This window comes from Nocardia sp. NPDC059229 (assembly GCF_042754165.1).
In the GTDB taxonomy this organism is placed as follows: Bacteria; Actinomycetota; Actinomycetes; order Mycobacteriales; family Mycobacteriaceae; genus Nocardia.
The window spans coordinates 1,320,136-1,340,077 of record NZ_JBHZAK010000001.1 but is presented as its reverse complement, the minus strand read 5'-3'; the positions used below and the strand labels follow the sequence as shown (position 1 = coordinate 1,340,077).

General features: G+C 66.0%; 19 protein-coding genes and 1 pseudogene. 8 read left to right on the top strand and 12 right to left on the bottom strand.

What is annotated here, in order from left to right; all coding sequences use genetic code 11:
- Positions 1-327: 327 nt before the first annotated feature.
- Together ACFXHE_RS06285 and ACFXHE_RS06280 are read right to left on the bottom strand one after the other, a co-directional pair.
- On the bottom strand, positions 328-681 hold the full coding sequence (locus ACFXHE_RS06285) for a DUF4870 domain-containing protein (RefSeq protein WP_379380300.1): 354 nt from the start codon (positions 679-681) through the stop codon (positions 328-330).
- Positions 682-769: 88 nt separating this feature from the next.
- Complete coding sequence (locus ACFXHE_RS06280) at positions 770-1,231, bottom strand: helix-turn-helix domain-containing protein (protein ID WP_379380447.1); 462 nt, start codon at positions 1,229-1,231, stop codon at positions 770-772.
- Between the two features lie 412 nt (positions 1,232-1,643).
- Between ACFXHE_RS06280 and ACFXHE_RS06275 the strand changes: the two genes are divergently transcribed.
- From ACFXHE_RS06275 to ACFXHE_RS06255, 5 genes are all read left to right on the top strand, one after another.
- Positions 1,644-2,468: a MerR family transcriptional regulator gene (locus tag ACFXHE_RS06275; RefSeq protein ID WP_379380298.1), complete on the top strand. Its 825-nt coding sequence runs from the start codon at positions 1,644-1,646 to the stop codon at positions 2,466-2,468.
- 309 nt (positions 2,469-2,777) lie between these two features.
- A complete protein-coding gene (locus ACFXHE_RS06270; protein ID WP_379380296.1) occupies positions 2,778-3,722 on the top strand; it encodes a serine hydrolase domain-containing protein in 945 nt (314 codons plus the stop codon).
- A gap of 74 nt (positions 3,723-3,796) precedes the next feature.
- Complete coding sequence (locus ACFXHE_RS06265; RefSeq protein ID WP_379380445.1) at positions 3,797-4,444, top strand: DedA family protein; 648 nt, start codon at positions 3,797-3,799, stop codon at positions 4,442-4,444.
- The gene (locus tag ACFXHE_RS06260) at positions 4,441-5,538 is read left to right on the top strand and encodes a sensor histidine kinase (RefSeq protein ID WP_379380294.1); all 1,098 of its coding nucleotides are present in this window, start codon (positions 4,441-4,443) and stop codon (positions 5,536-5,538) included. Before ACFXHE_RS06265 ends, ACFXHE_RS06260 begins: the two co-directional genes overlap by 4 nt.
- On the top strand, positions 5,526-6,194 hold the full coding sequence (locus tag ACFXHE_RS06255) for a response regulator (RefSeq protein WP_379380292.1): 669 nt from the start codon (positions 5,526-5,528) through the stop codon (positions 6,192-6,194). The genes ACFXHE_RS06260 and ACFXHE_RS06255 overlap by 13 nt, the downstream gene beginning before the upstream one ends.
- 407 nt (positions 6,195-6,601) lie before the next feature.
- Here ACFXHE_RS06255 and ACFXHE_RS06250 read toward each other — a convergent pair whose 3' ends face one another.
- Positions 6,602-7,060, bottom strand: coding sequence for an aminoglycoside phosphotransferase family protein (locus ACFXHE_RS06250; RefSeq protein ID WP_379380290.1), 459 nt, complete (start codon positions 7,058-7,060; stop codon positions 6,602-6,604).
- On the opposite strand from ACFXHE_RS06250, the gene ACFXHE_RS06245 reads away from it, so the two are divergent.
- Positions 7,060-7,422, top strand: coding sequence for a TetR-like C-terminal domain-containing protein (locus ACFXHE_RS06245; RefSeq protein ID WP_379380288.1), 363 nt, complete (start codon positions 7,060-7,062; stop codon positions 7,420-7,422). The genes ACFXHE_RS06250 and ACFXHE_RS06245 overlap by 1 nt on opposite strands.
- A 252-nt stretch (positions 7,423-7,674) precedes the next feature.
- Here the strand turns inward: ACFXHE_RS06245 and ACFXHE_RS06240 are convergent, their stop codons facing one another.
- The 3 genes from ACFXHE_RS06240 to ACFXHE_RS06230 form a co-directional block, all read right to left on the bottom strand.
- Positions 7,675-8,232, bottom strand: coding sequence for a dihydrofolate reductase family protein (locus ACFXHE_RS06240; protein ID WP_379380286.1), 558 nt, complete (start codon positions 8,230-8,232; stop codon positions 7,675-7,677).
- Positions 8,233-8,471: 239 nt separating this feature from the next.
- Positions 8,472-9,311 carry an alpha/beta fold hydrolase gene (locus tag ACFXHE_RS06235; protein WP_379380443.1) on the bottom strand — a complete coding sequence of 280 codons (840 nt, stop codon included), beginning with the start codon at positions 9,309-9,311 and terminating at the stop codon, positions 8,472-8,474.
- Between the two features lie 246 nt (positions 9,312-9,557).
- A complete protein-coding gene (locus tag ACFXHE_RS06230) occupies positions 9,558-10,259 on the bottom strand; it encodes a hypothetical protein (protein ID WP_379380284.1) in 702 nt (233 codons plus the stop codon).
- 634 nt (positions 10,260-10,893) lie between these two features.
- Between ACFXHE_RS06230 and ACFXHE_RS06225 the strand changes: the two genes are divergently transcribed.
- Positions 10,894-11,271 (top strand): VOC family protein, encoded by a 378-nt coding sequence (locus ACFXHE_RS06225; RefSeq protein ID WP_379380282.1) that lies wholly within the window; start codon positions 10,894-10,896, stop codon positions 11,269-11,271.
- 78 nt (positions 11,272-11,349) lie between these two features.
- Here ACFXHE_RS06225 and ACFXHE_RS06220 read toward each other — a convergent pair whose 3' ends face one another.
- The 6 genes and pseudogenes from ACFXHE_RS06220 to ACFXHE_RS06195 form a co-directional block, all read right to left on the bottom strand.
- Positions 11,350-12,318 (bottom strand): phosphodiesterase, encoded by a 969-nt coding sequence (locus ACFXHE_RS06220; protein WP_379380280.1) that lies wholly within the window; start codon positions 12,316-12,318, stop codon positions 11,350-11,352.
- A 161-nt stretch (positions 12,319-12,479) separates the two neighbouring features.
- Positions 12,480-13,877: an MATE family efflux transporter gene (locus ACFXHE_RS06215; RefSeq protein ID WP_379380278.1), complete on the bottom strand. Its 1,398-nt coding sequence runs from the start codon at positions 13,875-13,877 to the stop codon at positions 12,480-12,482.
- A 350-nt stretch (positions 13,878-14,227) separates the two neighbouring features.
- A pseudogene (locus tag ACFXHE_RS06210) lies at positions 14,228-15,277 on the bottom strand (cysteine synthase family protein); the annotation flags it as partial.
- A gap of 60 nt (positions 15,278-15,337) precedes the next feature.
- Positions 15,338-16,555 carry a Y4yA family PLP-dependent enzyme gene (locus tag ACFXHE_RS06205; protein WP_379380276.1) on the bottom strand — a complete coding sequence of 406 codons (1,218 nt, stop codon included), beginning with the start codon at positions 16,553-16,555 and terminating at the stop codon, positions 15,338-15,340.
- Between the two features lie 231 nt (positions 16,556-16,786).
- Positions 16,787-17,776: an ornithine cyclodeaminase family protein gene (locus ACFXHE_RS06200; protein ID WP_379380274.1), complete on the bottom strand. Its 990-nt coding sequence runs from the start codon at positions 17,774-17,776 to the stop codon at positions 16,787-16,789.
- The gene (locus tag ACFXHE_RS06195) at positions 17,773-18,849 is read right to left on the bottom strand and encodes a TauD/TfdA family dioxygenase (protein WP_379380272.1); all 1,077 of its coding nucleotides are present in this window, start codon (positions 18,847-18,849) and stop codon (positions 17,773-17,775) included. The genes ACFXHE_RS06200 and ACFXHE_RS06195 overlap by 4 nt, the downstream gene beginning before the upstream one ends.
- A gap of 223 nt (positions 18,850-19,072) precedes the next feature.
- On the opposite strand from ACFXHE_RS06195, the gene ACFXHE_RS06190 reads away from it, so the two are divergent.
- Positions 19,073-19,825, top strand: coding sequence for a lytic transglycosylase domain-containing protein (locus ACFXHE_RS06190; RefSeq protein WP_379380270.1), 753 nt, complete (start codon positions 19,073-19,075; stop codon positions 19,823-19,825).
- Positions 19,826-19,942: the final 117 nt, after the last annotated feature.

Genomic DNA, 19,942 nt, shown 5'->3' with positions numbered 1-19,942 from the left:
ATCCACACGCCGCGGTGGACGAAATCTTCCGGATGATCGAAGCGGCCTGGGAGACCGCCCGACCCGCCTGAACGCTGTTGCCATTGCAGTACTTGTCGCTGGACCCCAACGGGCCCTACGCGGACCGGGCTACCCTCGCTGCCATCGATCTTCGGCGGTATTGCGGCAAAATAGTGCGTTTCGGTAGTTCTGGACGTTCCGCGCGGACGCTAACGGCCCGAGATAGCCTCGGGCCGTTGATCTTCGGACTGTCGCATCTAGCCGCCGTGCAGGGGTGCCGACAGCATCATCGATTACGAAATCGAGCTGCGGACTTCGAATACGCCGCTACTTGACCGAGCTGGCCAACTGATCGGCATACGGGGCAGTGAACTTTCCGACAATGGGAAGCTCCGCGCGGACACCGCCGGTGTTGTTCGCCTGGACCATGGCCATGATCCAGATCACGACCGCGAAGACCGCGACTGCGAGTCCGGCGAGGCTGAAGATGATCCCCAGGACTCCGAGGAGCGAGCCGACGATGCTCAGAACAATATTGACCACCGAGACCGCCCCGAAGAAGACGATCGATTGCGAGGCATGGAATTTCACGTCGGGATCGTTCTTTCCCACAAATAGGAAGATGATTCCGGTGAGCCACCCCAGCGCGTACGACAGGATCGCGCTGGTCTTTTTGTCCAAGCCGGCGGACTGCGGTTGGTTCGCGGGAGGTTGAGAAGATGTCATGGGGTAAGTAGATACCGCGCGCGCCTCCTACCGATCCCAACTTTCAGCACGAACCCACCGGTCGCGGGCCAGCCGACGACTGGGATCCCGGACGTGGTTCTCTTGACGAGATGACTGCCAACGAGCTCGAAACGCCTGGGCGATAGCTCATTACACAATCGAGCACCGAAATGCCGCAGAGTATCCAAGTTGGTCTCCGAGCAAGGAGCGCTGCACGGTCATCGTCATGCAACGGTGTGTTCGGTCGGCCTGGAATCGATACAGCCACCTGAAGGTCGCCTGCCCCGCGCCCGCCACCGTGGCCGGCGACCTCGCGCGAGATCGTCGAGGGCGACCGGCCCGAACCTCGAGCGATCCCACGTAGTGAGTCTCCGGCCGCCAATCCACGTGAGATCTCCTCGCGCTCAGCCAGACTCAACCGCAGCTGGTTGCGGTGACGGGCTGCGGGACGGACCCCGCCGCAGCGTTTGAGTAGATCCCGCACCGTCGAGGGATGCCGGCGCATCTCCCGCGCGAGGACTTTGAACGCCTGCCCGGATCGCCACCGCCGCCACACCTCCTCGACCTCGGCCTCGGACAACGGAGTTCGCTTCTCCGACAACGGTCTTGTCGAGCCCATCGCGCATCACATCCTCGGTTACCAGGACAAACCCAGTGTTGCGCTGACCCATTGAGACCACAGGCAATACAGTGTGTTCGTCAGCTGCGCAGCAGATTTCGGCGAGCTGGGGGAGGACTGCTCCGGGTCGGGTCTTCGACTCGAGCAGCAGCCGAAACGCCCGCCGTGGCTCAGCTCATATCGGTTCGGGACGAAAGAACGTCAGCAGGGGAAAGTGATGCAGCGGTCCGGAAGTGGCCTCGGCTGCGCGTAGGTTCTTGACTCTCACACAGTGTCAGGCGGTCAGCTGGGAGGCGTCATGTTCATTATCGGAGACTTCGCCCGGCACGGCCGCGTATCGGTCCGGATGCTGCGCCACTACGACGCGACCGGCCTTTTGCACCCGGCTCGAGTCGACCCGGCCACCGGATACCGCTACTACAACGCCGACCAGCTGGCCCGCCTCAACCGCATTATCGCGCTCAAAGATCTGGGATTCACCCTCCAGCAGGTCGGAGAGATTCTGGACGAGAAGGTCACGACCTCCGAACTGCGTGCCATGTTGCGGCTGCGGCGAGCGGAACTGGAAGCGATCATGCAAGCCACATCGGCCAGGCTGGTTCAGGTCGAGGCGAGGCTCCGCTCGATCGAAAGCGAGGGACAGATGCCCGAAAACGATGTGGTGGTGAAGAGTCTGCCGAGCGTGCGCGTTGCCGAATTGACCGGTGTGGCACCGGACTTCGACAGTATCGGTCCGGTCATCCAGCCGCTGTACGACGAGCTGTTCCGGCGCCTGGAGGTCGCGGGCATCACTCCTTCAGGTCCCGGTATCGCCCATTACGAGGACGCCCCCGACGGCGGGATCCTCATCCATGCGGGCGTCGAGGTCTGCGCGCCTCTTGCGGAGGATGACGGATTGCGGATCGTGGACCTACCGCCCATCGAGCAGGCAGCAACCATCGTGCATCGCGGGTCGATGGACACCAGCCTGCCCACGTTCCAAACCCTGGGCCGCTGGATCGATGTCAACGGCTACCGCTCGACCGGCTACCCCAGGGAAACCAATCTGGAATGCCCCGCGAACCTCGACGACTGGGTTACCGAGTTTCAGGAACCGGTCGTCAAGGACCAGAGCGCCGGCTGAGCCCAAAACTCCGGTCCGCCAAGTGCTCTCGGTCGCTGGGGCTCACCCCCCCAGTGACCAATACAGCAACGACCGCAGGCACCCGATGCGGCTCTGCCGAACACGGTTTCCCGCAGGGGATTTCGGGGGTTTGCCGCATGGTCAGGGGGTTCGGCCCGGCCGTAATTTCGGCCAGTGCGAATGCTTCGACGGGTATTGATGATTGTGTTGTCGGTGGTGGTGGGGCTGCCGGTGGGAGCGGCCCTGCTACTGGTGGCCGACCGGGGAGCGGCGATCGGTTTCATCGTGGATCGAAGTGCCGGTGGGCCGGTGACGGCCGCGGCGCTGCAGGTATCGGACCGGTACGGGATACAGATCTGGCATGCGGGTGAGATAGTAACCCCGCGAACGCATTTCCGGATCGGGAGCGTGACGAAGACGTTCGTCGCGACGGTTGTACTGCAACTGGCCGACCAGGGAATCCTCGACCTGGATGCTCCTATCGATCGGGCCCTGCCGGACGTCGTCCCCGGTGGTCGATCCATCACCGTAGGTCAGTTGCTCAACCACACCAGTGGTCTGTACGACTACATGAAAGAGCCTGGCATGTCGACCAACCGGTGGCGCGGCGAGGATCGCTTCCGGCATCACGCGCCGGCGGAATTGCTGGCCGCCGCGTTCTCACATCCTCCGTATTTCGCGCCTGGGACCGGCTTCCGGTACTCGAACACGAACTACATCGTGCTCGGCGCACTGATCGAGAAAGTCACGGGTATGCCATATGCGGATGCCGTCCGTCATCGCATACTCGATCCACTGGGCCTGCGCGACACGTCACTACCCGGTGACGACCCGACGATCGGCGCCCCCGCCGTAGCAGCACGATCCACATCCGGTTCGGGGGCCACCGTCGACGTCGCCGAGCAGAATCCTTCGCTGGACTGGGCCGCAGGCGAGATGATTTCCACGACAACGGATTTGAGCACGTATTTCGGCGCGCTCATGAGCGGTCGCCTACTGTCGGCGGCGATGCTCGAGCGGATGAGGCAGACGGTTCCGATGGGACTGGGCTTTCACTACGGCTTGGGCATCCAACGATTCGACTTGCCGTGCGGGGTGCGGCTGTGGGGACACGGTGGTGAGTTGCTGGGTTATCTCACCTATGTGTTCGTCGGGCCGGACGACCGGGTCATGACCATGCTGCTGGCATCGGCGTCGGGTGACAGCTTCGTGGAGTTCGCCGCGGCCGCGGCGGCGGTGTTCTGCCTCCGGTAGGGTGCGGAAATCCACACCTCGCCGTCCGGAAACCCCCACTGTTCTGCGGACATTCAGTTTCTAACGTGGCGATCATGAACAATGTGACAGCCGTTTACGCCGCCGAGTCCGGCGGTGTCGCGGGGTGGGCTACGACGATCATGCACACTCTCGGAGGACCGGGCGCGGCGGTGGCCAATGCCGTCGACAGCGTGTTTCCGGCCATCCCAAGCGAAGTCATTCTTCCGCTGGCCGGTTTCGCGGCCGCGCGTGGAGAAATGTCGTTGGCCGGCGCGCTGGTGTGGACCACCATCGGTTCGGTGGCCGGTGCGATGCTGCTGTATCTGCTCGGCCTGCTGGTCGGAAGGGAGCGCCTGTATGCCGTCGTGGCGCGGCTACCGCTCATTCGGACCGAAGACCTCGAGCGCAGCGAACAATGGTTCGCGCGGCACGGCCGCAAGGCGGTGCTGATCGGCCGGATGGTGCCGGTAGTACGGTGTTTGGTCTCGCTGCCTGCTGGCGTCGAGCGGATGCCGGTCGGCTGGTTCATCGCGCTCACGGCCGTGGGCAGCGCGATCTGGAACACCTTGTTCGTGCTGGCCGGGTATCACCTGGGCGAAAATTGGGAACTGGTCCGCGAATACGCCGCACGGTACCAACTGGCCATCGGAGTCGCAGCGGGCGTGGCAGTGATCTTCTGGTTGGTTCGCCGTGTACGCGCTAGGTCTAGCCTGAGTTCGTGATCGTGATCGGTGACCTCTCCCTGCCACGCCGAGCGTGCTATCCCGTGGTCGGCGCGGTCCTCGGGACCTTCACGGCGCTGTGCGGCCTCGCGGCGCTCGCGCGCGGGGATGTCCTCGGCCTGCGCCGCCACGCTCGTCAGGAAAGGCATCGACTCGTGCGCTGGTTCCACGCCGCCGCCGTGGCCGAGCTACCCGACCGCGACCCCGCCGGCTACGTGCTACTGCGCGCGCTGCACGCTGTCGCGGGCGGTGTCGTGCTGATCGCGGCCGGTGCGGCCGCGCTGGGATATTTCGGGTGGGCGCTGGAACTCACACTGGTGCACCGCATTCCACTGATGACCAGTGCGGTGTCGCTGGCCGTGGGAGCCGTCGGCTTATACCTGTGCCGCCAGTTCGCCCTCGCGCTCGGCCATGGTGACGCGGCCACGGCGATGCGGTATCTGGGCGACGATGGCACTCAAAGCCGGTTGCGGGAACTCGAACGCACGCGCGCTGGTGTAATAGGCGCCGTCGACGACGAGCGCCGCCGCATCGAACGCACCCTCCACGACGGGGTGCAGCAGCGAACCGTCACGCTCGCACTGCAGCTGGGCCGCGTGCGCCGAGTCCTGCAGCGGCAGAACGCAACCGTGCTGGCCGACGAACTCGACCACGCCGTCGACGAGGCGACCCGGTTGATCGCCGACCTGCGCGAAGTGGCGTGGCGGATCTATCCCTCGGTCCTCGACGAGCGCGGTCTCGAGGCGGCACTGCGGGACTTGCCCGCACACACCACCATGCGACTGTGGCTGGACCTGCGCATCGATCGCGAACCGCCGGCCGCGATCGCTGCGGCGGCGTATTTCGTGGTCGCCGAGGCAGTCACCAACGCCACGAAACACTCAGGCGCGGAGGAGATCTCGGTGTCGGTCACCCAGCTGCCGGACCGGGTTGTGACCGTGGTCCGAGACGAAGGTATCGGCGGGGCCGACCCCGAGGGCGGCGGCCTGACCGGGCTGCGGCGCCGGGTGGCCGCACTCGACGGCGCATTCGAAGTGCACAGCCCCGCCGGCGGCCCCACGACTGTCACTGCGGAGCTACCGTGCGCATCGTGATCGCCGAGGATTCGGCACTTCTGCGCGAGGGTCTGCTGCGCCTGCTCGCCGACGAAGGTCACGACGTCACCGCGGTCGGCACGGCAGTCGAACTCGTTCACGAAACCAACCGCGCCACACCGGATCTCGTCATCGCCGACGTCCGCATGCCGCCGACCCATTCCACCGAGGGAATCGACGCGGCACGAGCGCTGAAAGCGCGGTACCCCGACCTCGGCGTGCTCGTACTGTCGCAATACGTCGAACAACACAACGCGATCGAACTGCTCACCTCCGGTATCGGCGGAGTCGGATACCTCCTCAAGGACCGCGTCGCCAACGTCGACGCATTCCTCGCCGACATCGAACGAATCGCCGCCGGCGGCACCGCATTCGACCCCGAGGTCGTCCGGCAACTGTTCGCGCAACAACGCCGAGCCGACCCGCTGGCGGCTCTGTCCCCTCGCGAATCGGACGTACTCCAACTCTTGGCCCAAGGCCTTACCAACACCGGTATCGCCGCTCGACTGTTCCTGTCCACCAGTGCGGTCGAGAAACACATCAACTCCGTCTTCGCCAAGCTGCACCTCGCCAAAGATCCCGCCCACAGCCAACGTGTCCGGGCAATCCTGATCTACCTGGAACAACGAACCACCACCGGTATCCCAGGGGAATGAGCCAGTCCAGGCGATCGATCGTGATCGCCAAAGACCTGTGAGCCACTACGAATACCGAAGGCCCACAGGCATATCCGAGTAGGTTTTTCAGGGACGGCCTCAGGGTTTGTGCGGATGTTCGGAGCCGCAGCCCTCTCTACGGTCTGAATATGCGGATCCGGTGGATGGTGACAGTGATTGCGCTGGTCGGAGTGACAGGGTACGCGAGTGTGACCACCTCGGAGCCGCAGCCCGTGTCCACTACCCCGATGGCGTTGTCGCCCAAGCGAGTCGAGCGGAATCAGGACGATATCGACCGGCTGGTACACGCGGGGACCACCGGGGTGATCGCGACCCTCACCGAGAACGGGCAGACCATCACTCTTACTGCCGGAGTCGGTGACCGGACGGGCCGAACATGGCGGTCACTAGGTGGTCGGAAACAGCCATTGCAAGGAGTCGAGGCTTTTGTCGAGGTATTCGGTGTGTCCGGTTCGGAGTGCGTAGGCGAGGTCTTCGAAGACACTGCACCGGGCGTAGAACTGGGCACGGGCGTGGGTGCCTTCGTCGGCGCGGGTTCGGGTTCGGTAGGTGTGCATTGCGGTGGTCAAGGCGGTGGGGCCCAGGTCGCGGTAGAGGAGCCCGAAGTCGTAGGCGGGGTCGATCATCGCGGCGTCGCTCCAGTCGAGGATGCCGGTGACTCGGGCGGCGCGGGGATCGAACAGGATGTGCTCGATTCCCAGATCGTTGTGCGAGAAGACGATGTCGGCGCAGTCGGCTGGGGGCGGGGTCGAGAGGAAGGTCTCGGCCGCGCGGCGATGGATCGATGGTAGGGCCGTGGCGACGGCAGCGTAGTTGTCCGCGGCCTCGGTCAGCCACAATTGCATTGGCTGATGGTGCCGCGCCGGAAGCTGAACACCGTGTGTGCGCGGGCCTGACCGGACTGGCGGCGGGTGCGTGGCCACACGCCGAGGCCGCTTACGCCGACAACGGATTCGAGTGGTCGGACTTCGAACCCAAACTCGTGAGCGAGGTGCACCGGGAGTTCCCCGACCTCCCTCCGGCCGCTGTCGCCATCGCGCTACGCATCTGGGGCCACCTGCACGGGCTGGTTTCATTGGAGAGTCTCGGCCACCTGCGCACTCAGACGACCAACCCGGACAAGCTGTATCGCAATGAGATCGGCCACCTCATCCGCGCTCTGGGACTCACACTGCCTACCGCACACCCTTCGCCGGGCGGCAGGTGATGCGGCGTGAACGGCACAGCCGACCAGGGGATTCCGTCGCCGAAGCGGAAGCTGTCGCCCACTCTCCCAGAGACCCTCGGCCGCTCAACCGAGCCGAGTTCCCCCAACCCTGACCTAATCGTTTGGGCCAATGAAGATTTCAAGCCGTCGCCCTGTCCAGCCCGGCGCGACTTCGCCCGAGAACTGAACGGCACCGGGGCGGGCAGGCGCCTGCTCTCGGTGCGACCGTGACTGTGTCTCGATTGCCGGGTCCTACTTGTCGGCTGGCGCGTACACCAGTTCGAGGATTCCGGACGGGAAGGCCGTGCTTTTCACCAAGCGCAAGTTCACGGGCTGATCCAGCTCGGGGAACAGTGGCGCGCCCTTGCCCGTGGCGGCGGGCAGCACCCACAGCCGGTACTCGTCGACCACGCCGAGCTTGATCAGGGAGTGCATGAACTCGGTGCCGCCGACGGCGACGAGGTCCTTGCCGGGCTCGGCCTTGAGCTTGGCGATCTCATCGGTCGTGTCACCGCTGGCGATCCGGGTCTCGGGCCAGTCGTCGGCGGATTTCAGGGTGCGGGAGAACACGACCTTGGGGATATCGTTCATGGCCTTGGCGGACGGGTGGTCGGAGGTGGGCCAGTATCCGGCCATGATCTCGTAGCTGTTGCGGCCCATGAGGAAGGCACCGGCCTCCCACAGCTGGTTGACAAAGTACTGCTCCTGCTCGGGGTCGTCGATGCTCATCATGACGTCCCGGATTCCGTTGTCCGCGTCAGCGCTTTTACCGTCGAGCGAGACGTAAAAACCCAGAATCAACTTCCGCATGCCAGTGCCTCCATGTGCTTTCGGTATGTCCAGAGGTATCGACGACGGATCCACCCGGTATTCATCGGTGCCGCCAAGATCGTGTACACGCCCGTGCGAATGCCCCGAACTCGGCAGCAGGGGATGTCCTGGGCCGCAGCCGGTCTCGCTGCCGGCCCTGCCCTCGCCGTCCGATTCCAACAGCGCGGGAAGCGGCATAGAGCGATTCCGCCGGCTCAGGATGCCTCCCAGCCGGGCGGTTACAGGGCGAGCATGGCGGCAGCGACCTGGTCGGCCGCGGCGTGGCGCAGGACGGTGCCCATGTCGTCGAGGACGAGCAGTCGCGCCCCAGGGATTTCGGCCGCGAGGACCTCGCCGTTGCCGACCGGGAAGAACGGATCGGCGCGACCGTGCACCACGAGCGTGGGCATGTCGAGCTCACCGAGCCGGCCCCGCCAGCGCGGGGCGCAGTCGATCCGGGAGAACACCATTCCGAGCTGGTTCGCCTGATGCACCGCGGGATCGCTCGACGCCGTCCGATCCCAGATTCGGGCCGCCGTCGCCTGCGCTTCCTCCGGATCGTTGCCCAGCGGCTCGGCCCCCGAGGCGGCGAACGTCGCGACAGCGTCCCGGTCGGTCCAGTCCGGCAGCGGGCGGGAGAACAGCGCGCCCATGACCGCGAGGTCGTGTTCCGGCAGGTCCTCGTCGGCAGGGCCCGGCGCCACCGGCCGAGTGCCGACGAGGGTCAGCGCGGAGAACACGTCCGGGTGGTCCAGCGCGGCGACCTGAGCGACCATCCCACCGACGCCGACTCCACCGAGATGGGCGGTCCCGGCACCGAGCACCTCGACCAGCGCGGCCGCGTCGGCGACGAGATCCCGCAGGTCGTAGGCCGGATTCTCCGGGTCGAGGGTCGTCGACGCGCCGGAGTCGCGCAGGTCGTAGCGGACCACGCGCCGCCCGCCCGACGCGAGCCGCTCGCACAGCGCGTCAGGCCACGCCAACATCGTTGTACCGCCGACCAGCAGGATCAGCGGATCATCCTCACGGCCGAAGCTCTCGATGCCCAGATCCACACCGTTCGCCCGCACCGACGTCATGCCATCTCGAAACGGTCTCGTCATGCCTGGACTCCTGTCTGTCGGTATATCCAGAGATATCGACGACGCATTCACCCGAAAGTCATCGGTGCAGCCGAGCTCGTGGACACCGCTGCGGACGCCCTGAAAATCGGCAGGATAGTCGCTGAGCCGCAAGAAGACCCGCTCCTCGGCAGTGCAGGACGTTGTGGCCGGGCTGCCAGAGTGCTTCTCGGGCAGCGTGTTTGCCGGCCGGTGAGGTGCAGGTCAGTTCTGCGGGGCGGGTTGAGGCTGTGGATCGGCCCACTTGGAGGTGCCCGGGGCCGCCTGCCAGGTGTTCAGCAGGTCGATGCCCGCGGCGATCAATGTCGGGCCGCCGGCCATCAGGCCACCGATGATTCCGCCTGCCGGGACCCCGGCAACACCGCCGGGGATGCAGCCGATCGCGATGCTGGCGACGCAACCGACGACGAAACCGATTATCCCGCCGACCAATGCGCCGACTTGACCGGCGACCGACAGCTTGCTGCTGAATTCGGTCAACGCTCGCTGGTCCTCTGTGGGAGAGGCAATCGGTTTGATCGCGAGCTGCTGGTTGGAGATCTGCACTCCTTCCGGCCTAGTCGGTGTGATCTCTAGAACGGTGTCATCGTTCTTCATGACCGCTTTGACCGGAACCCGAACGTCCCCGATTCGGTAGTCGAGCGGCATCGACAGTACCGTCGCACCGCTATCGTCCTTGATGTTGGCCACCTGGGTCTTCGGAGCGTCGGACGTCGTGCCGTCCTGCTCGCTCAGCGCGAACCTCGCGCCCCGCAGCGTAGCGACGACGGTCTTGTCGACCACTTTGAGTGAGTACTTGATCCCCGGATCGGCCGGGGCGGCGGGCTCGGCATGCGCGGTCCCCAGGTCGGCGGTCAGTGCGCCGGCGACCAGTACGGCAGCCACGGTGATGCTGCGGAATTTCATTCGATGTCCCAATCCGTCGTCGGGTTGCCCACACAACCGTCACCATGCGAGACATGGTGTCTCCCAATGGAATTCCGCCGCGATCAGTAGCGGGAGCGGTGCGGTCAACGGCAATCCTGACCAGGCTAGAACGGGTTGTAGCCGGAATGGGGAGCTGATGATCCCCGATAGAGCACGCGATGATCATTTAGTGATGCGGTGACGGATTGCCGACGATGATTTCTGGTTTGGTTTGAAGCCAAAGCGGTTCGGTGACAGTGTGATCGAAGAACCCGAAGCCGGAGGTTCATCCTCGAACAACCAGTTGAGGTCGCAGAGCCCGCCTCACGACGAGATCCTCCCTGGCCGAGAATGCCTCGACCGGACCCCGCCGGGACGGGCTGCGTAGTGAATCCGGGTTGCGCCGTGTCGGGTCAGATGGTCCAGGTCATCGGGTAGTTGATGACCGGTTTCAAGCTGCCTTGCAAGTCTGATGTCACGGGCCCGCCCCATCAACGGGCAATCAGCGGTCATTGGATGAGCGACGCTTATCGATCGGCTCGCACTTCAGGGATCGTTCGGTCACTCCTCCAGTCCGTGAACGTGTTCTGCTGACCTTGCGCCCTGGCTCACGGTCGCATGCGAGACTCTCTGTATGGCCAAGGCTTCTGCTCTTCCGCCAGGGTTTCATTCAGTGACACCACGCATGGTGGTCGATGACCAACTTGCCGCGGTCGAGTTCCTGCGGACGGTATTCGAAGCAGTCGGCGACGTCGAGTCGAATCGACCGACCGAGGTCCGTATCGGCGACTCGCTGGTTATGGTGTCGGCATCTGGCGAACGCGAGGCGTTTCCAGCCTTTCTGTACGTCTATGTCGATGACGTCGCCGCCACATATCAGCGGGCGCTGACCGCGGGTGCAGTCAGCGTGGAGGCACCGCTCGACACGCCGTATGGTGACCGCCGAGCCATGGTGCGCGACCCGTTCGGCAACGTCTATCAGATTGCGAGTCGGCGCGGGACAACCGCGTGAGGCTGAGCCCAGCGGCCGCGGATAGTCAGCGGCCGAAGCGATTCCGGCGATAGGCAGCACCGAAATCTCCCTGAACGGTCAGAGGACTGTCTCGCCGTCGGATTCGGGGGCCTCGGTCCGGCGGCGGAGGACGTGTGGGATGCGGGCCGCCGGTGGGATGACGATGCCGGCGTCGGCGAGCCTGGTCGCTGCTTGTTCGGGGTCGGCGGGCTTGCCGACGGTGGGGCCGTGGCCGATGGGGACCACCGAGTGGACGATGGTGTCGGGGTAGATGTGGACGTAGTTGAAGGCTTGGGCGCCGTCGCGGCCGCGTTGGCCGCCCTCGGCGGCGGCCATGTCCTGGCTGTAGCAGGTGGCCGAGGCCACTGAGACGGGGATGCCGGCGAAGGTGGCGGTGCTCGAAAGGTGCAGGTGCCCAGCCAGAATGGCGCGGACATCGGTGCCGTCTAGGACGTCGGCGAGGCGGCGCTGGTCCCGTAGTTCGACCAGGACGGCCAGGTCCTGGACGCAGGGGATGGGCGGGTGGTGCATGGCGAGGACGGTGCCGAAGGGGGCGGGTTCGGCGAGAACCTCACGCAGCCAGGCCAATTGGTCGTCGGTGATCTCGCCCCAGTGGTGGCCGGGGACGGTGGTGTCGAGGGCGATGACGCGCAGCCCGTCGAACACGTGGACCGCGTCGAACGGTGCGCCGGAAGCAGCGTCGTTCGAAGGCACCGCGTCGAGGAGCTCCTTGCGCAGGGTCGCCCGGTCGTCGTGGTTGCCGGCGACCCACACCACGGGTGCGCCGATCCGTTCGGCCCACGGCTCCACCAGATCCCGCAGCTTGCGGTATGCGCCGGGCTCGCCCTGGTCGGCGAGGTCGCCGGTGAAGACGATGGCGGTCGGCGCGATACGGCTGGCCTCGGCCTGCCCGAGCAGCGTGGTCAGGCGCGCCTCGGCGTCGACCGCACCGTAGAGCTCGGTGTCGGCGGCGATCAGATGGGTGTCGCTGAAATGGAACAGGACATGGTCTGCCCTCGGATACTCGGCGACTCGCGAGATGTGCACGGACATCCTCCCCGGCATTGTCAGTGGTGTGCGCCCTGGGCTTGCCGACCCTGTCGACTGCGCTTGCCGAATTCGTCGCCAGAATAGCGAAGCCCGTTTCTTTCAGGTTGCCCGTGCCCAGTGACGACATGCTTGCGGGAAGGTGAGATTTGGGTGTCGGGCTAATGCCCGAGGCTACCGGCCAGCACTCGCGGATTCGCCTGCTCCTGTGCATGCAGCAGGGTGAAGAAGCGACGCAGCATCAGGGCAGCGGTGGTGGCCAGACCGGCGGTCAGACCCCACCACATGCCCGCCGCGCCCAGGTGGACGGGGAACGCGAGCAGCATCGCCGTGGGCAATCCCACACCCCAGTACCCGACGAGGGAGAGCCGGAACCCGGCCTTGGTGTCCTTGAGTCCGCGCAACAGCCCGACCCCGATGTTCTGGGCGGCGTCGAAGAACTGCAGGACGATGGCGATCAGCAGCAGCGTGTGCGCCAGTGTCACCGTGGCCGAATCACTGTCGGCCAGGAACGGCCGCAGCACCCAGTCCGGCGCCAGCACGTACGCGACCCCCGTGACCCCGGCGACCACTGCCGCGCACCGCAGCGCCAGCCACGCCACCGACCGCGCGTGCGCGAACTCGTCCCGCGCCACCGCCTTGCTCACCAGGATCGACGCCCCGTGCGAGAGCCCGATCGCCACCTGGAACACGATGTACACGATCTGATAGACGACATTGTGCGCCGCCAGAGCCGCCGCCCCCAGACTCCCCATCACCAGCGCCAGCACCGAGAACATCCCCGCCTCCGACCCGTAGGTCAGTGCGATCGGCGTCCCCAGCCGCAACTCCTCCCACACCGTCGCCGCATGCACCGGCCATATTCGAACCGGCAGCGTCGCACCGAGTTTCGGATCCCGCCGCACCATCGCCCAGAACACCCCGAAGGTGATCAGGAAAACCAGCGAGGTCGCTACGCCGACCCCGGTCAGCCCCAGCGCGGGCAGCCCGGCCCAGCCGTGCATGAATGTCAGCGCCAGCACCAGATTCAGCACCACCGACCCCAGTGTCACCAGCAGCAGGGCCTGCGGCCGCTGCATCCCGACGGTGTACTGCCGCAACACCTGGAACCACAGGCACGGCACCAACCCCGGCGCCAGCGCGACCATCATCGGCCGCGCCTCCGCGAGCACCTGTGCATCCTGCCCCAGCCATCGCAGCGCCCACCCGAGCCCGATGAGCAGTGCGCCGCCGAGCAATCCGGCGACGGTCGCGATCAGGAAGCTCGACCGCACCACCTCCCGAACCTCGCCCTCGGCTCCCCGCCCCTGCTTCTCGGCCCGGCTCACCACCGTCGCCACCTGATTACCCGTCCCGGTAATCAACCCCACACACATGGTCCGAATCTGGTTGAACAACACCAGCGCCAACCCACCCGCGGCCACCTCCCGCACCCCGAGCGTCCCCATCAACGCAATATTCGTGGTGGACACCGCAACCTGAGCCAGCTGGGTCAAAGCGATGGGCGTGGCAAGCGAAGTCAGCGCCCGCCCATCGGATTGCCGGAGCGCCCCGATCATTTCGTGGCAGCCCCGTCCGCGTCGGTGGGCGCTGGATCGGGCACCAGAATGGTGTGGGTGGCCGGCCGCCCGGACGCCGAGCCCCGCATGGTCGCGAGCAGCTGGTCGACCATCGCGCGCTGGTCGACCAGCCGCTGCCGGTGCTTGTCGAGGGCCAGGTGGACGTCGTTGTCATTGCCGCCGGCCAGCAGCTCACCGATTTCGTGCGGCGGCATGTCGACCTGGCGCAGCAGGTGAATCAGGTTGGCCTGGAGCACCTTCGCGTCGGCGTAGTCCTCCAGATTCGCGCCGGTGAGTCCCTTCTCGACGGCGATATTGTCCGGCAACGCACGATGGAGGTGACGACGCACGGTGAGTTCGCCGGGGTCCGGACGACTGGGCGGTGTGTAGGTCTTCAGTAGGTCCACGACCTTGGTCTCGCGTTCCAGATCGATCAGGTCTCGGTCGCTCATCCAGGTGGCGTCGAAAACGGTGTCCAGGTACTTCTCCCCGTCATCATTGATGATGACGACCACGGTGGAGAAGTCCGGGTACTGCTCGAGCCGGGTCAGGGCCGCGTACACCGAACTACCGGAGGAACCGCCGATCAGCAACCCCGCGGTGGCGGCCAGCGCCCGGGCGGTGGCGAACGCGTCGACGTCGGAGACCTTCACCCGATCGCGTTCCTCGATCAGGTGGAGATCCTGGTCCACATGGATGCCGGGGGTGGCGCCGAGCGGCGTTCCAGTGCCCGACTGCCAATAGTCGTGGGCCGGACCGCCGAAGGCGATCGACCCCTCGGGCTCCACGCCGACCAACCGTGGCGCGCATCCGTGGTCGCGCAGCCCGCGAGCCGTACCGAACAGCGAACCCCCGGTGCCCACCGCGCCGACCAGAATGTCGATCCGCTCGAGGTCCTCGAGCAGTTCCTCGGCCAGCGCGTGGTACCCGACGCCATTGGCGAGGTTGTCGTGCTGAGCGGGAAAGTAGGCGCCGGGCCCCTCCTCCTGCGCCATCTGCGCCGCGCGTTCTTCCCGCGCCGAGGTCGAGAGGCCGTCGTCGCCATCGTCGGAGACGAATTCGAGCTCGGTTCCCATCGCGCGCATGGCATTCAACTTCGCCGGGCACGCGTGGTGGTCGACCACGGCTGTGAACCGATACCCGCGTTCCCGCGCCACCACGGCCAATCCCAAACCCGTATTCCCGGAGGTCGATTCGATGATATGGCCGCCCGGGCGCAGCAGCCCGCGCTGTTCCGCGTCCAGCACCATGGCCCGGGCCATCCGAATTTTGGCGGTGCCCGTCGGGTTCATGGTTTCGAGCTTCAGCAGCAGCCGGGTCCCGGTCCGGCGGCTGACGGCCAGCTCGAATAGTGGCGTACCTCCGATGAGCTCGGACACTCGCCTGACAATAACCGGCATCGAGTACTTCTCCTCGGGAAAGTCGATGTAGCGCGTAACGGGCGGTGAGCGCGAAACTGTTCAGATCGGGAAGCCGTCGGTGTCGAGGTTCCAATCGAATTGTCGTCCGTCTGGCGAGCTTCGCAACACTACCTTGGGCGGAAGGGGCAATCCGTGAAATGACGACTCGTTGCTGTCCATCTGGTAACCCGCGGTATTCGGGTATATGAGCAGGTCTTCGGTGGTGGCGGAGCGGGGGAGCGGGATGCGGCGCCAGCTGAGCATGTCGTCTTCGAGGCAGGAGGAGCCCCCGACACAGGTCGGGGTGGTATTGCCCGGTCGCTGCGGCCAGAGGACCGGATCGGGCAGATATTCACTGTCGAACCATTGTTCGGAAAGGCTGAGGCTGGTGCCGTTTACAGTGAGAATGTGATACGGGAGGCCATGTGCGAGCCGGGTTTTGATGCCCTGGATCCCGAAAACAGAACTGCCTGCCTGGTCGAGCAGAGCCCGCCCCGGTTCAATCGCGAGCTTAATTCCACTGCGGCGCAGCCGATCTGCCAGATTGCTCCGTTCGAGAATGGCGGCAAGCATGGCCGGACCCGGGATCGGGCAGTGGTACGGATAATACGACTCGGGGTGGGGCGCCCGATCACCGTGGAACCAGCGGGGATTGACACCGCGGAGGAAGGTTTCCCACGCCCGCGAGGGGACGTAATCGACGCCGAATCCGCCGCCGATCGAGATAGTGGTCATCGGATGGCCGAGGCGGCGGGCCTCGTGGCAGCGCTCGATCAGACTCAGCGCCAGGTCCGCACGGGGGTTCACTTCGTAGCCGGCGAGGTGAAAGCTGAAACCGTGCAGGCGGATCGAGTCCGTGTCCGTGAGGCGGAGAGCGAGGTCGAGTTCGTCTTCGGTCATCCCGAATCGGCTGTTCGACCGGGGCGGCAGCACTCGAAGAAGCACTCGGCTCGGTCCGCCGATCGTGCTCGAGCGGGCGAGTTCGTCCAGATCGTCGACGGCGATCAGCGCCTCGTCCCTGGTGGCCATCTGGAGTAGAACGTCCGACTTCGCGGGGCCGGTCACCATCAGATCGCGGCCCCGAATGCCGCCGGCCTTGGCCGCTCTCAGCTCATCGGCACTCGAGACATCGACGCCACAGCCGGCCTCGGCGCAGGCGCGCACGACGCACGCGGCCTTGTTGGCCTTCTTCCCGTAGAAGATCGCGCCCGTGACACCGGCGCTGGTGAAGATCCGTTCGAAGGCTCGAATGTTCGCGACGACCCGGTCCGGGTACATGACATGGAATGGTCCGCCTATCGTTTCGGCGATTTCACCCAGCAGCTTCGGGTCGTCGAGTAGCCGCTGCTCCCAGTCGGGGCGGTGAGCCGGCATCGGTTCTGCGGTGATGTCGGCTATGCCGGAGGGAACGACGACGGTCTCTACGGAGGCGGACATTTTTCCTTTCTCGAATTTCTGCCGTGAATCCGTCGGATCAAGTCGGCGATTCAGTCCCAGAGCGATACTGATTCAGTCCCAGAGCGATACTTCGGTGCCCCGCCCCTCAGCGATGGCGCGGTTGGCCAGCGCGTGCGCGACGGCGATATCGGTGAGCACCAGTCCGCTGTTGTAAACGAAAACTCGTTCGTCGTCGGTTGTCCGGCCCGCCGCCCGGCGGTCGAGAATCTGGGGTAGCTCGGCGTCGACCCTGCGTAGTCGGCCGTCGGGACCCGCCATATCGGTTCCGGTCAAAGCCATTTGTTCTGCGCTGGTGGCGATTACGCGATCGGCCTCGACGAGGGTGGAGGGCGCCAGGCCATAGCCGACCAGTACCACGGTCGCCCCGGGTGCCAGATCCTTGGCCTCGATCGCCACCTGAGTGCCGGGCCCGGCGGTGGCGAGAATGATGTCCGCTTCGCGCGCCGCCGCGTACGGGTCGCTCACGATGTCGAGTTCCGCATGCGGATGATGGTGCAGCAGTTGCTGATACACCGCTTCCAATCCCTCCGGGTGGGTGCCGTAGAGCATGAGTCGGTTCAGCTGCGGATTCGCCGCTAGTAGATGGGGTAGCGCATTGCGGCCCTGGGTGCCGGTGCCGATCAGCAGGACACTGCGTGCTCCCGGCCGGGCGCATTCGCGCACCAGCAGTGCCGAGACCGCGGGTGTGCGCAGGGCGCCGACGCGGGCGCAGTCCATCAGCGCGATCGGGTTCCCGGTGGCGTCGTCGTACAGCGAGATCGTCGTGAAATACCGCTTGTTCGACCTGTCGTGGTGCGGGTCGAATTTGTAGCTGGTCTTCATGGCCACCACCCGGCGCCGCCCGTCGCGTCCCAGCATGGCGTAGGCCACCGACCATCCGTCGGGATGGGCGACGCTGAGTTTGCGGGGGTTGTCCGAATCGCCGCCCGCCAGTGCGAGATACGCGTCTTCGACGGCCCGCACCACCTCGGCCGGGGAGATCGGGACATCGGCCAGATCGCTGCGGCTGAGTACGCGGAGCGGGGTGGGGCGGCAGTTCACGTGTTCTGTCCTCGGGTCGTGCGGAACGGTGCCACCACGCGCTGACCGTAGCCGTCCTCCCCGGCCTCGGCGTCGCGGCGGCGTTGGGGCAGGCGAATATTGACCCGCTTGAGCCAGCGGTCGGTGCCGTCGTAGCGGGGGGTGAACGGCACCCGCCCGTGCACCACCACGTCATTGTCCACCAGGAGCAGTTCTCCGGGCGCCAAAGCCGCGGCGAGGCACACTCTTTCGAGTTCGCTGCTCAAATGCCGGTAGGCGCTGCGGAATTCGTCGTCGGCACGGTCGATCGGGGTGTACGCCGGGTCGAAACGCAGTGTGGTCCCACTCGCGTCGTCGCCTAGGGTGGCGATCGGCGGCGCCGGGGCATCGCCGAAGGCGCTGCCGTAGGAGACGTCCGGCAGGATCGGCAGTCGCGCCTGGCTCAGGATCTTCCGCTGTGCCGCATCGAGTTCCGCGTTCCGGATCGAGGACACGGTGGTCGCGATCCGATCGGGATTGCGCAGGCAGCCGAGCATGAGCAGGTTGGCCCGGTCCGGGTGGAAGGCGTCCTCGGTGTGCGGGCTGAGCAGCGCGGTGCTGCTGGCGCCCGACTGCTCGTGTTCGTGGCCGGGCGTGGGCACGATGTTGTTCACCAGCCGCCCCGCCTGCTGGCCGTCCCAGCCGAAGGGTTCACCGGCGCACCGCGCGAGCAGCAGCATGGCGATATCGAGCTGGAAGGAACCGGACCGAGGTGTCCGGGTTCCGGCCAGGTCGGTCGCCTCCTGCCAGTTGTACGGCGTCGGGCCGAATTCCTCGTCGTCGACGGGAAGCCGGCTGATGAGCGCCACGCCCGCCGCGGTGGCGGGCGGCCGCATGGCCTCGTGCACGGCGTCGGGCAGCCGTCCGTACTTGGCGTCGATGTGGCGCAGCAGGACCGGGTGCGAGAGGGTGGTCGCGATCTCCGGGCAGCGCCCGACTGTGACGGCGATCTCAGCGGCGACGTGGCGCACTGCCCGGGCCGCGGATTCGGACAGGTCGCGTCGTTCGAGCTGGGCGGGGTGGAGCTGACTACGTTCGGGGAGAACGCTTTTCACCAACGGGAGGGCCTTCCTGGCTGGGCGGTGGCATGGTGATCTTGGCTCGGCGAAAGACGGTATTACCCCCGAAGAATTTTGGCAAGCCTTACCTAAGGGTGTGTCGTAGAAATAGCGGATGGGTATGGGATTCCCGTGCGGCGGCCGGTCGAACGCGATCGTTACCGGCGACCCGGGCGAACCGTGTTCACGGTGTTCGCCTCCACGCCGATCCATCTGGATGATGAATGGGGTGCGTATCCGAATGGCCGGCCTCCGGGCCCCGCTGACCCGCGCCGGCCTGTTGGGCACGGCCGCCGCGCTGGTATTGCTGACCGGTTGCGGGACAAGCAATCTCACGCCCGTCCCGGACGACATGCCACCGGGCGCGGGCGCACTGCTGCCGCCGATCGACCTGGATGCGCCGGGGCGCACCGCGATTCAACTGCAGGACTGGGCGGAGGAACAGCACGGGCCGACCGGCATTCCGGTGCTGGCCCTGGAGGCCTACGGATACGCGGCGGCGGTGATGGCGCGGTCCAAGCCGGAATGCGGGATCGGCTGGACCACGCTGGCGGGCATCGCGAGCGTGGAGAGTCAGCACGGCACGCACGGCAGATCGCGCATCGCCGATGACGGGACGGTGTCGCCGCCCATTCGCGGGCTGCCACTGGATGGTTCGCCCGGGCGCGCACGGATTCTGGACGTGAGCTCCACCGAGGCGAATCCGGTGTACGTCCGGGCGATGGGTCCGTTCCAGTTCATTCCGGAGACCTGGCAGCGCTGGGGTGTGGACGCCAACGGCGACGGCAAGATCGATCCGGACAATATCGACGATGCGGCCCTCACCGCCGCGCGCTACCTCTGCGCCATGGGCGGCGACCTCACCGGCGCACCCGGCTGGCAGCAGGCGCTGCTCACCTACAACCAATCCACCAGTTATATGAACACCGTCCGCTACCGCGCCGCCGCTTACAGCGTGGGCCGCAGGGTCTAATTTGTGGGGTCGTAGTAGTCGGGGAGTGTGTATATCTTGCGGGCGCGCCGATGGGGGGATGCGGCAGCGCGATCCCGGCACAGTAGGCTCGTCAGCGCACGGGTTCGCCGTGCGACC